The sequence below is a fragment of the Phycisphaerae bacterium genome (assembly GCA_035384605.1).
Classification (GTDB): domain Bacteria; phylum Planctomycetota; class Phycisphaerae; order UBA1845; family PWPN01; genus JAUCQB01.
This window is the reverse complement of record DAOOIV010000140.1, coordinates 1-12,133: the sequence shown is the minus strand read 5'-3', so window position 1 is coordinate 12,133 and position 12,133 is coordinate 1. Positions and strand designations below refer to the sequence as shown.

Annotated in this window: 11 protein-coding genes; 7 read left to right on the top strand and 4 right to left on the bottom strand. The window is 60.3% G+C overall.

What is annotated here, in order from left to right; genetic code table 11:
- Together PLL20_19780 and PLL20_19775 are read left to right on the top strand one after the other, a co-directional pair.
- Positions 1–443, top strand: a 443-nt coding sequence (locus PLL20_19780; protein ID HPD32241.1) for a hypothetical protein, incomplete at its 5' end; no start/stop codon positions are given.
- Entirely contained in the window at positions 424–1,920 is a 1,497-nt protein-coding gene (locus PLL20_19775) for a hypothetical protein (GenBank protein HPD32240.1), read from the top strand. The genes PLL20_19780 and PLL20_19775, both read left to right, overlap by 20 nt.
- Positions 1,921–2,082: 162 nt before the next feature.
- Here PLL20_19775 and PLL20_19770 read toward each other — a convergent pair whose 3' ends face one another.
- A complete protein-coding gene (locus PLL20_19770) occupies positions 2,083–3,648 on the bottom strand; it encodes a GGDEF domain-containing protein (GenBank protein ID HPD32239.1) in 1,566 nt (521 codons plus the stop codon).
- Positions 3,649–4,114: 466 nt separating this feature from the next.
- The gene (locus PLL20_19765) at positions 4,115–5,506 is read right to left on the bottom strand and encodes a glycine--tRNA ligase (protein ID HPD32238.1); all 1,392 of its coding nucleotides are present in this window, start codon (positions 5,504–5,506) and stop codon (positions 4,115–4,117) included.
- Positions 5,507–5,969: 463 nt separating this feature from the next.
- Between PLL20_19765 and PLL20_19760 the strand changes: the two genes are divergently transcribed.
- Both PLL20_19760 and PLL20_19755 read left to right on the top strand, forming a co-directional pair.
- Positions 5,970–6,221 carry a UPF0175 family protein gene (locus PLL20_19760; protein ID HPD32237.1) on the top strand — a complete coding sequence of 84 codons (252 nt, stop codon included), beginning with the start codon at positions 5,970–5,972 and terminating at the stop codon, positions 6,219–6,221.
- On the top strand, positions 6,214–6,696 hold the full coding sequence (locus PLL20_19755) for a DUF3368 domain-containing protein (GenBank protein HPD32236.1): 483 nt from the start codon (positions 6,214–6,216) through the stop codon (positions 6,694–6,696). Before PLL20_19760 ends, PLL20_19755 begins: the two co-directional genes overlap by 8 nt.
- A 153-nt stretch (positions 6,697–6,849) precedes the next feature.
- Here PLL20_19755 and PLL20_19750 read toward each other — a convergent pair whose 3' ends face one another.
- Positions 6,850–7,467, bottom strand: a complete 618-nt coding sequence (locus PLL20_19750) for an LOG family protein (GenBank protein ID HPD32235.1) — start codon at positions 7,465–7,467, stop codon at positions 6,850–6,852.
- Positions 7,468–7,859: 392 nt separating this feature from the next.
- Positions 7,860–8,351, bottom strand: a complete 492-nt coding sequence (locus tag PLL20_19745) for a peptidylprolyl isomerase (protein ID HPD32234.1) — start codon at positions 8,349–8,351, stop codon at positions 7,860–7,862.
- A 292-nt stretch (positions 8,352–8,643) separates the two neighbouring features.
- On the opposite strand from PLL20_19745, the gene PLL20_19740 reads away from it, so the two are divergent.
- The 3 genes from PLL20_19740 to groL all read left to right on the top strand — a co-directional run bounded on the left by PLL20_19740 (position 8,644) and on the right by groL (position 12,000).
- The gene (locus tag PLL20_19740) at positions 8,644–9,642 is read left to right on the top strand and encodes a class I mannose-6-phosphate isomerase (GenBank protein ID HPD32233.1); all 999 of its coding nucleotides are present in this window, start codon (positions 8,644–8,646) and stop codon (positions 9,640–9,642) included.
- Positions 9,643–9,992: 350 nt separating this feature from the next.
- Positions 9,993–10,289: a co-chaperone GroES gene (gene groES / locus PLL20_19735; GenBank protein ID HPD32232.1), complete on the top strand. Its 297-nt coding sequence runs from the start codon at positions 9,993–9,995 to the stop codon at positions 10,287–10,289.
- A gap of 76 nt (positions 10,290–10,365) precedes the next feature.
- Positions 10,366–12,000: a chaperonin GroEL gene (gene groL, locus PLL20_19730; GenBank protein HPD32231.1), complete on the top strand. Its 1,635-nt coding sequence runs from the start codon at positions 10,366–10,368 to the stop codon at positions 11,998–12,000.
- Positions 12,001–12,133 lie beyond the last annotated feature (133 nt).

The window sequence follows — 12,133 nt, the reverse complement described above, 5'->3', positions numbered from 1 at the left end:
ATCTCGGTGGTCTTGCGGTTCATTGCCTTTCCCACGCTGCGGTGCTCCTTGGGCTCGATTCCAGTCAGAGCTGGCAAGGCGTGCGGTGCATCATTCGCAGCCTGGGGCTCATCGATGGTCCGCCTCGGCCGCTTCTCATGGTTCAAGCGATGGATTCATATCGGTCAGACGATCGGGCCAAGGACGCGAGGGCGAGGTTTCTCCAACAGTCCTACGACGCCTTCACGGAGCATTTCTATAACGAAGGTGACGTGCCGGACATTGCGGGGGAGGATGAACCGCACTATCCGTTCCGCATTCCTTACAGCGAAGCCCTCATGGGTTACCAGAAGCTCACGGAGGTTGTCCCGCTGATCACGAATTCACCCTACGTGGAGTTTGTGGCGAAGATAGAAGAAATGGCCAGCAAAGGCAGGAATGACGATGTCCGCGAAGACAGTTGACGATAATCTTAAGTGGCACCTGTTGGAGGACCTTAGCACCTTCGCCCGAAGCGGTGTTGATGAGGTATCGGGAGGCGAGGACTTCTTCAAGACGCATTTGCCAATCCCGGAGCACAGGCGGGTTCTCGATCGTGACACGCTTCTTGTTCTCGGCGGCAGAGGCACCGGTAAGACCCGCTTGTTCCGGGCTCTAACTCAAGTTCAGGATCCGAGCGATCTCTTACCAGGACAGTCGGGTTCGTCCCAAGTGCGTTCAGACAAGTACGTGAAGGCTTTCACTCTAGATGGGACCACATTCCCGCGTCCCGAGGTGCTCCAGAAGGATTTCGTCGCTCGCGGCCAGGACGATGACCAGAGACTCCAGTCTTTCTGGCTCGGTTTGCTCGCAGGCGCGTTGGCTACTGAACCTTTGACCCAAGCTGCCATCAAGGAATCACTCCCGCCGGCGGTGTATCAGGTGCTTTGCGATTCCTTGCCAGATCCCAACCGTTGGATGGACTTGGTCAACCAGGACATTGGTGGAATCAGTTCCTCGCTGGATAGGGCCAATGATCTGCTCCGCGCCCAATCGCGCAATGTGGTCCTGGTCTACGATGATCTTGACAGGCTTGTTTCCCAGGTGTCCGGGGTCTACCCTTTGGTTCGACAGCTACTGACTTTCTGGCTGAACAACTTCCGTCGCTGGTCGAGCATACGATGCAAGGTTTTCTTGCGGACCGACATATTCGAGGCGGATGAAGTCGCTTTCACAGACAGTTCCAAGTATCGTCCCCTATCTGTGACTCTGCAATGGACGGCCGACAACCTATACAGACTGGTGTTGAAGCGGCTCGTCAATGGAGCTAAGCAGGAAGATTGGCTGGTGTTCGTGCGAGGGAAGCTGAGCCGTCGCGAAGACTTTCGGAAGAGTGAACGTTGGGGTCTCATTCCGATGACGTCCGAGTCGCAGCATCGCAGCTTCATGGAACTTCTCGTAGGCAAGTGGATGGGCTCGGACAAACGCCGTGGAGATACTTACCGTTGGTTCTTAAACCATCTTCAGGATTCCCTCGGCAACATTGCCCCGCGGTCATTTCTCAAACTGTTCGAATTCTCGGCGTCACGTCAGCTTCGCAAAGATTTGCCTGGCGCGGGGCACTTGCTGGCTCCCGAGGAGATCAGCGGTGCTCTGACCGAGGTATCAAAAGATCGGCTGCAGGAACTCAGAGAGGAGTATGACTGGATTGACGATATCGGCGCCAGTCTGAAAGGGAAGACGGTACCCATGGAACGTGGGGAGTTCCGCCGATGTCTTGGCAAGGTGCCATGGCAGAAGTTGCCCGACTTCCTCGGCGAGGACAAGGATCGCTTGGTGCAGTATCTCATTAGCCTCGGCATTCTTCGCGAGACGGAGGACAAGAGAATCCATGTCCCCGACATCTACCTGTTTGGGCTTGAGTTGAGACGGAAGGGTGGTATTCGGCGTCCTCGTGTCTGACGGGGACGGACAGACGAGGCAGAAAACGCGGACTTCGTCTTCCTGGTCGAGACGTTCTTTGGTTGGAGCGAGGATCTCGCGCACAGCGACGTTATCAATGCTCTTCTGCGTGGCGGGGCCTGCACAGGGTAGCTGGTTTCCGGTTTGGCGGTTCGTGCTGGGTCAGATTACGCGGCTGGTGACTCGGTTACCGCCGGCTTGTTTTGACTCGTACATGAGTTTGTCGGCTGCGTCGATCAGGCTTTGCAAGGGATGCTGGGTATGGGAGGGCGTGACGTATAGAAGGCCGGCACTGAGGGTGGCGCGGGCCTGGTCGGTATGTCTTCCGATCGTTGCTGCGGCGACCTGTTCGAGCAGCCGTTTGACCGTGTCCTGAGCTTCGGCCTTGCTGCAATCGGGGATCAGCAGGATGAACTCATCGCCCCCCATGCGGGCCTTGATGTCCTGTTCTCGGGTTGAGGTCGTGAGACATTGTGCAATCGACCTGAGCACGCGGTCGCCAAAGTGGTGCCCGTAGGCGTCGTTGAAGGTCTTGAACTTGTCGACGTCGAAGAAGGCGACGGCGAAGCTCATGCCGTAGCGAGATGCCTTGGCCAGGGTTTGCTCGGCCGCGGCGGCGAAACCCTCGCGATTGAGCAGGTCGGTCAACTGATCGCGGTTGGCCTTGTCCATCAGCGTGATATTGCGGTCGATGAGTTGGTTCATTTGCAGCCCGACGTTGGCTGCTTCCTGCATGAGCCGGTGAACGGTCTTGACCAGATGTTCGGTGTTCTCGGCTCCTTCTTTAGAAGTCTGGATCAGCAAGTCTGAGAGTTGCTTATCGAGTCGTCCGCCCTCATCGAAGAAGCGGTAGTACTCATCGACGCCGTTTTGGACTTCCTGCAGGAACGCGGCGGGCCCGATCTCGTTCAAGCCTTCGGTCTCGTCAATGATGCCACACAACTCATTTGCGTCCCGACTGTTCCATGCGTCCAGGTCGTGGGGGAACAGTGCCGCGATGTGAATCGCCTGAGCGGTCGCCATGTCGGCCATGAATGCCTTGAGGCGTTCCTGGTCGTGATGAAACGCGATGGCGTCCACGAAGACTTCCGGGAGTTCGAGTTTCTGTGCCAGGATGCGGCCGAGCCCGGTGTGGTCAAGATGGAACAGATCATGTTCACGCTGCAATTGTCCCTGAGCGTCGCAGGCGGGGTCGGCGAGGATCGCCAGGTACTGCTGTCGGGCGACCGAGTACATGACCGGGACGGCAAGGTCCTCGAACAAGCCGGCCACAAAGGCTTCCTCGGCCAAAGCCGGGTTCAGCTTCTGTGCACAACAACGGGCAGCCACGGCCTTGCAGAGGCATGTTTCCCAAAAGCGCCTTGACTCATCGCGACTCAAGCGTAGTTCGTTGTGCAACCCTGCCATACAGTAGCTGATGGCCATGGTGCGAACGGTTCCGAGGCCGAGCAGATTGATGGCGTTTCGGACGGTGGTGATTTTGTTGCGGATGCCGAACCAAGGGGAGTTGGCGAGGGCCAGGAGCTTGGCGCTCAGCGAGGCGTCCGCCCCGATGACTTTCGCGTAATCGCTCGGCTCGGCGTCAGGGTTGTCGCGGAGCTCAACGAGCTTCATGGCAACCGCGACGGTGGTTGGCAGGTGGGAGAGCGACTCGACACGGGCGCGGATCTGTTGTTCCAGTTCGGCGGGGTCGGCCTCGACAGCGGCTTCAGCAGTTGTCTGACTCATTCTGAGTGCATCTCCCGGTCTCCAGCCGCCTGCAGCGGCAGGCCTGTCCGGCGGCGTGGTGGGCACTCTTTGACGGGCGGAGGTCTGTTCCCCATTCGACGGCAACGCCCGCCGACGCTTCGCCAGCGGCAGAGGGTCGTGTCTCTCTTATGATCGACATAGCACGAGACGTACTTGACCAGCTACGAGGCACGGGTCCGGATAATCGGCAGGCGACCTGCAGAGGGTCTGGGCTGCGCAACGGGCACGTGGGGGCGCTTCATGGTAAGCGCCTTGGGGTGTCTATGGACTGGTCGGTCAGGCGTTTGCCTCTTGGCGAGGGTCATTGGGTCGATGGTGGCCTGGCGCGTCGCGAGCCCGGCGCTCGCTTGTGAAGCGCTCGGGTAATCCCGCACAGCTTGCCCTGTGTGGGCGAGGAGGGGGATTGGACGTGGGAGTCGTTGGAACGCTCCCGCAGATCATCGGATCATCGCGAGAGTTTCTCTGTCAGGTATTCCGTCACGCGGGACTTGTTGATGCGCTGCTGGGCACCGGTGTCGCGATCGCGGACGGTGACGGTGCCGTCTTCCTTGGTCTGGCCGTCGATGGTGAAGCAGTAGGGGGTTCCGGCCTCGTCCATGCGGGCGTAGCGCTTGCCGATGGAGGCCTTGGCGTCGTACTGGGCGGGCCAGCGTTTTCGGACCTCGCGGTAGATTGGCTCGGCGATCTCGGGCAGCCCGTCCTTATTGACCAGGGGGAAGATGGCGGCCTTGATGGGGGCCAGTCGCGGGTGGAACTTCATCAGTTCCGGGCTGGGGCGGGATTCATCGACGGTGTATGCCTCGCAGATGAAGGCCAGCGTGCCGCGATCGGCCCCGGCCGACGGTTCGATGACGTGCGGGATGAATCGTTCCTTGCGTTCGTCGTCGTAGTAGCTCAGGTCCTTGCCGCTGCCTTTCCACCTGGGTTTGCCGTCCGGACCGACATCGAGCACCAGCTTGCCGTCCTTGTTGATCAGCTTGCCTTCCATGTGGCTGCGGAGGTCGAAGTCGCCGCGGTGGGCCACGCCCTCCAGCTCGCCGAAATCGCCCTCGGCCAGGAAGGGGAACGCGTACTCGATGTCGCTGGTGCCGCAACTGTAGTGGCTCAGTTCCTCCTTGCCGTGCTCGCGCAGGCGCAGCTTGTTGCCGGCCAGGCCAAGGCTGGTGTACCAATTGAATCGCACGTCGCGCCAGTACTCGTACCACTTGTTCGACTCGCTGGGGTGGCAGAAGAACTCGATTTCCATCTGCTCGAACTCGCGCGAGCGGAAGGTGAAGTTGCGCGGGGTGATCTCGTTGCGGAAGCTCTTGCCGATCTGGGCGATTCCGAAGGGGATCTTGATCCGCGTGCTGTCGCAGACGTTTTTGAAGTTGACGAAGATGCCCTGTGCGGTCTCGGGGCGGAGGAAAGCCCGGTTGGCCTCGTCCTTGATCGGACCGGGGTAAGTCTCAAGCATCAGGTTGAACTCGCGGGGTTCGGTCAACTCGCACTTGTCGTGCTCTCCCGGGTGCTTGCTTGGTTTCATCGGGCACTGCATCTCTTTGAGCTGGTCCGCCCGAAAACGAGCCTTGCATGCCTTGCAGTCCACCATCATGTCGCTGAACAGATCGTAGTGGCCGCTCACCTTCCACACCTGGGGGTGCATGATGATCGAGCAGTCGAGGCCGACCATGTCCTCGCGGTCCTGGACCATATCTTTCCACCAGGCCTCCTTGATGTTCCGCTTGAGCTCCACGCCCAGAGGGCCGTAGTCCCAGAATCCGTTGATGCCGCCGTAGATTTCGCTGCTCTGAAAGATAAACCCGCGCCGCTTGCACAGGGCCACAATTCTGTCCATCACATTCCCGGTGGGTGCTGCCATCACTCATTCCTTCCAGACAATCACAACCTGTTCAGACCAAGAGAACAGGTAGTATACCCGCGCATCCGTCAAACCCAAAGGGCAGCAATCGTCATGTGGAGGTGCACCGATGCAGGGCGGTGCGGCGGATCTTCTTTGTCGCTTATGTGCCTTTTGAGCTTCTTGCGGCCAACAACTCGATTGAGCCGACGGAAGAGAGCCGCGAAAAGGCACAAGAAGCTCAAAAAGCCGGGGGCCACGCTCGACATGGAGAAAGCAGGCTCGCCTCCGGAGTATGCCCGCTCACATGTTTCGTGCGCAGGTACGTTGTTCATGTGTTCGGAGTCGGTAGTTTCGATCGGCATCATCGCGATACGCGTGGCTTTGCAGAGCCTCATATCCCTCTTCCGGACCGACCACAAGGTTGCTAGAATGAACAGGTTGATATGGAGGCTCGGCGATGGTCCGCATGATGATCGAGTTGCCTGAAGGCGTTCTGGCGGCCCTTCGGAAAGACCCCAAGAGCTTTGCCGAGGAAATGCGCCTGGCTGCCGCGGTCAAATGGTATGAGTTAGGCCTTGTATCCCAGGGCCGCGCGGCGGAGATCGCCGGTCTACCTCGCCGTCAGTTCATCGATGCCCTGTCCCGGCTGAGTGTCTCCCCGTTCCAGTACGCGCCTGATGAGGTTGTGCGGGAGGCCGAGGGTGAGTGAGACGTGGGTCGTCAACGCCTCGCCGGTCATCGCTTTGGCCAGAATTGGTCAACTGCGATTGCTTGAGGAGCTTGCGAGCCCGCTCTTGTTACCGGAGGCGGTGGCAGCGGAAATCCTTGCTGGGCCCGATGATGACCCTGCCCGGGCGGCGGTGTTGTCTGGCTGGGCTTCCCGCCGGTCACCTGCGCAGGTTCCCGACGCGGTCACAGAATGGGGTCTGGGTGCGGGAGAATCCGCCGTCTTGGCGATCGCTCTCGATCTCCGGGCCATCGCGGTACTCGACGATGCCACTGCTCGCGCGGCTGCCCGCGCATTGGGCGTGGCGCTCATCGGTACTCTTGGCGTTGTGGTCCGAGCCAAGCAACGCGGTCTCGTGCCTTTGGCTTCTTCGGTTTTTGCCGACCTGCGAGCCGCCGGTCTGTACCTCGACGACGACGTTGTTCGTGTGACTCTCGAGAGAATCGGCGAGAAGTGAGATCCCCGAAGGAGCAGAAGCCGCTCTGACATGAGCTGCGGATTCCTCCGCCCCGCATCGGAGGGCGGATTGCTACCGAGGAGGACTGGCTCCCAGGGGTTTCGCTTCGCTCCACCCCTGGCTACGTCCCGGGGCTCCTCCGGAGCCCATGGCTCAACTGCCTGTTCGCGGGATCGGAATCGCCGCTCGGGCGATGGCGATGATCTCTTCGGGCGTGCTGACGCAGTGGACGTGCTTGCCGTGGCTGGGGCGGGCGGCGGTGACGCGCTCGACCGTCGGTTTCCAGAAATCGCCGACGATGAAGATCGGGCGGGGGCGGATCAGCTTCTTGGCGACGTATTCCCAGACAATCCCGAACTCGCTGAGCGTCCCGGTGCCGCCTTCGAGGATCACGTACCCGGCCGACATCTCGATCATCTGTTCGATCCGGGCCAGAACCGTCTTGTGCGAAATCTCCCGATCGATATAGCGGTTGGCCTTGAGCGGCCGGCCGCGGTAGTCGCTGAAGATGTCGCAGGTTACCCCAATGGTTGAGCCTCCAGCGTCCTTGGCCCCCTTGGCGCTGGCCTCCATGATGCCGTCGTAGCCGCCGTTGGCGACGACGAAACCCGCCTTGGCCAGAGCGTGCCCGATCGCGTAGGCCTGCTCGTACAGCGGCTCACCGGGCTTTGGCGAGTAGCTGCCGAAAATGCAGACAATCGGCCGGCCGTCGGCGATTGAAGCCTCGTCTGGGGAGGGAGTTGTATCAGAGTGTCGTTCGGGTGTTTTCATTGGGTTCGTTTCGTTCGCGATCTTGCAGGCACAGGTTCAGCGGCAGGTCTACGCCGACTGCGTCGGCTTCGACCTGCCCTACCTTGTGGCGGAATCCAATCCACATTCGGCGAGAATAAGGGTGGGAATCCTCACTGCACAAGGCCCCAGATAGGAATCTGGGGCCAGCGAGAATAAGGGTGGGAATCCTCACTGCACAAGGCCCCAGATAGGAATCTGGGGCCAGCGAATCTGGGGCCAGCGAATCTGGGGCCAGCGAATCTGGGGCCAGCAATGAGCCTTGCGGCCATGTGCTCCGACCTGCTTGCGGCTCGAACGCCCTAGTCCCCAAGCCCCCGGCCCCCAGACCCCAGACCCCAGACCCCAGACCCCAGTCTCCAGCCCCCGCTGCTTCACGCATCTGGCACTTCCTGCACGGTGATCTTCTGGATGTACACGGGTTTGACGGGGAACGATTTCTCACCGGTTCCGGGGTCGCGGGTCTTGACCGCGCCGATCTTCTTGAGTGTCTGGATGGACGATTCATCCGCGAGTTCACCGAAGACGGTGTACTTTCCATCGAGGAATTCGCATCGGTCCAGGCAGATGAAGAACTGACAACTGGCCGAGTCGGGGTCATTCGTTCGCGCCATGGATAGTGTACCGAGCTGGTGGGGCTTGTCGTTGAACTCGGCCCGCAAACGGCGCGGCCCGTTTCCCGTGCCGTCGCCTCGCGGGCAGCCGCCCTGGATCATGAAGCCTTCGACAATGCGGTGGAAGGTTCGGTTGTCATAGAACCCTTCCTCGGCCAGGGCGAGGAAATTCTCCACGTGCTTGGGGGCGACGTCGGGGAAGAACCGGGCGGTCATCGTGCCGAACTCGGTGTGGAAGGTGGCTTGTTTCATCGTATGTCCTTTCGTTACGCGGTCTGCATGCCTATTCGAACCCTCGAGGGCGGGGCCGGTTTCCCGGAGTGTACGATCGGATTTCGGCGAGTATAGTCGAGCTACATCTTGCCGGTCTCATGGCGCTGGCAACAGGCAGGCTCCCGGCGCCACGCGGGATTGTACCGCAGTCGGGCCTGGTAACGCCAACGAGGCGGACCTTCCGGTGTTTGGGATTCAACGGCACTTCTCTCGCGGGGCTTGGCTCGCTAGAATCCGGTTCTTTAACCTCGACTTGTCGAGAGGGAGCTATATGGAGCCTTATCCGTTGCTTTTCGAGCCGATCTACAAGCCCAAGTTGTGGGGAGGCCGTCGTATTTTCGACCATTTCAACCGCGAGCCCGTGGGGAGCGAGCCGATCGGGGAGTCGTGGGAGCTGGTAGATCTTGAGGGGGACGCGTCGCGCGCGCGTAATGGTCCGGCCAAGGGGCGAACGCTGACGGAGTTGGTGAAGCGGTGGGGGCGTGCTCTACTTGGGAACGCGGATCTGTTTGAGGGACGATTTCCGCTGCTGATCAAGTATCTGGACGCCCGCGAGAATCTGAGTATCCAGGTTCATCCGACGGAGCAAGTGGCCCGCGAACTTGGCGGGAACGTTCGAGTCAAGCATGAGGCATGGTATGTTTTGGACGCCGACCCGGCCGGAGTGATCTACCATGGACTCGAACCGGGCGTGTCGCGGGATGTTTTTGTCGAAGCGATGCGGACGGGCCTTGTGGAAGGCGTCCTTCGCAAGATCAGCGTTTCGCAGGGCGACTGCTATTATCTGCCGAGCGGGACGCCACACGCACTGGGGGCCGGTGTACTGGTGGCCGAGGTTCAAACGCCGTCGGATATAACCTACCGAACTTATGATTGGGGCAGAGTGGACCCAGCCAGCGGCAAGCCGCGTGAATTGCATCTCGAGCAGGCGGTGCGCTGCATCGACTTCACTTCACCGCCGGCGTCGCCCATGCAGCAACACCTGCACCTGGGTACGACCATGGCCACGGTGACCCGGCTGGTCGGATGTCCTTGTTTTGTGATGGATAAGCTCGATATTGCCCAGGGGGTTACGCAGGATGCCCCGATGGAGTCGTTTGCCATCTGGGTGCTGTTAAAGGGTCTGGGGCGGGTTGAGTGGGGTTCAGGTGAGGAACGGCTGGATTGCCGTCCTGGGGATGTGGTTCTGGTACCGGCAGGGCTCGGCGAGGTTCGGGCGAGGGCGATTACGCCTGCCCAGTGGCTGGAAGTGACCGTCCCGGCTCGGTGAAAGCAGGAGGCGGGCGGTCCGGCCACAGGCGACGCGACATGTTGCGTCAGCCCGTTTGGCTCGCGTGCCATTCTGACAGACAACCGTTCAGCCAGTCCGATTATGGCAGGCACTTGGGCAGTGGGGGGGCTGATTCTCATCCGTTCGGTTGCTCGTAAGTTGTTTCCATAGAATAGGTTAGGGCTGATATGGCGACAACTGGGCCTTTGGGGCCCGAGGTTGGCATCGACTTTGCTCCAGGGGGGGTGTTGAAACATGCGCCGAACGCCTGCGCGTGCGGGTTTTCCGGCAATGGCGCGGCGAGAGAACAAACGATTAGGGAAGTTGGTTTGTTGAAAGGAGAGCTGGCAATGGCCAAGCTGAAAGTGCGTCCGTTGGGTGACAAAGTTTTGGTCAAGCGCGTGGAGGCCGAGTCGAAGACGGCGGGCGGAATCGTTCTGCCGGATACGGCCAAAGAGAAACCCAAGCGAGGCATCGTCCAGGCGGTCGGTGACGGCAAGCTTCTGGAGAACGGGGAGCGCAGCAAGATGCAGGTCAATAAGGGGGAGGAGGTACTGTTCAGCAGCTATGCCGGAACGGAAATCAAGATCGACGGCGAGGAGTTTCTGATCATCGAGGAGAGCGAGATTCTGGCAGTCCTGTCCTGAGTGGGGCCGGCCGACCGGCGATAAGGGTTCTGGGTGATTTTGAGGATCTGATAACACTCTGAGGAGTGAACGATACATGGCAGCCAAGAGAATTGCGTATGACATGGAAGCCCGTGAGGCGATCCGCCGGGGCGTGAAGCAATTGGCGAAGGCGGTGAAGGTCACGCTTGGTCCCTGTGGTCGGAACGTGGTGCTGGAGAAGTCTTTCGGTTCTCCGACGGTCACCAAGGACGGTGTGACCGTTGCCAAGGAGATCGAGCTGGAAGACGCCTATGAGAACATGGGTGCTCAGATGGTCAAGGAGGTTGCGAGCAAGACCTCTCAGGTTGCCGGCGACGGCACCACCACGGCGACGATCTACGCTGAGGCGATTTATGACGAGGGGCTCAAGAATGTCGCTGCCGGCGCCGACGCGATGGAGCTGAAGCGCGGCATTGAGCAGGCGGTGGAAGCGGTGGTCGAGGAACTCGGCAAGATGGCCACCGACGTCAAGAACAGCGAGCAGGTGGCCCAGGTGGGCACGTGCGCGGCCAATCAGAACGCGGAGATCGGCCAGCAGATCGCCAAGGCGATGGAGAAGGTGGGCAAGGACGGCGTGATCACGGTTGAGGAGGGCAAGACCCTTGAGACGACCGTGGAGCTGGTCGAGGGCATGCAGTTTGACAAGGGGTACCTCTCGCCGCATTTCGTCAACAACTATGAAACGATGGAGGTGGTTCTCGAGAAGCCCTACATCCTGATTCATGAGAAGAAGATCTCGGCGGTGAAGGATCTTATTCCGCTGCTTGAGAAGGTTGCCCGCGCAGGTCGGCCGCTGCTGGTCATCGCCGAGGAGGTGGAGGGTGAGGCCCTGGCGACGCTGGTGGTCAACAAGCTGCGAGGCACGCTGCAATGCGCCGCAGTGAAGGCGCCGGGTTTCGGCGACCGTCGCAAGGCGATGCTCGAGGACATTGCGATTCTTACCGGCGGCAAGGCGCTTTTTGAGGATCTGGGCATCAAGCTCGAATCGGTTGATCTGAAGGATCTTGGGCAGGCCAAGAAGGTCACCATCGACAAGGACAACACCACGATTATCGAGGGTGCGGGTTCGAGCAGCGCGATCAGCGGTCGCATTCAGCAGCTCAAGAACGAGATTGAGGTCACGACAAGCGATTACGACCGCGAGAAGCTGGAGGAGCGTCTTGCCAAGCTGGCCGGCGGCGTGGCTCAGATCAACGTCGGGGCGGCCACCGAGGCGGAGATGAAGGAGAAGAAGGCTCTGGTGGAGGACGCGATGCACGCCTGCCGGGCGGCGGTCGAGGAAGGCATTCTGCCGGGCGGCGGCGTAGCCCCGTTGCGAACGCTGGGAGCTCTTGACAAGCTGGCCAAGAAGCTCAAGGGGGACCAGCGGACGGGCGTGGATATTGTTCGTCGGGCGCTGATGGCGCCGATCAGGCAGATTGCGGAGAACGCGGGTCTGGACGGTTCGATTGTCTGCCAGAAGGTCATGGAAAGCGAGGACAAGAACTTTGGCTACAACGCCCTGACGGGCGAGTACGGCGACATGGTGAAGATGGGGGTGTTGGTCCCGCGCAAGGTCGAGCGTGTGGCGTTGCAGAACGCGGCATCGATTGCGGCGCTTCTGTTGACCACGGACGCGGCGGTGGTGGAGATCAAGGAAGAGAAGAAGAAGTCCGGCGGGCCGGGTGGCCATGGTCACGGTCCCTATTGACGGAACGGTTTGTTGTTAGAGTGTGAGGCGAGCCGGCTCGCAAAGCGGGTCGGCTCGCTTCGTTTGACGTGTCCCTGAGGGGTGCCAGCGTCGTTCTGAAAGTGCAGAGATTTCGCCGGTTTGAATATGTAGT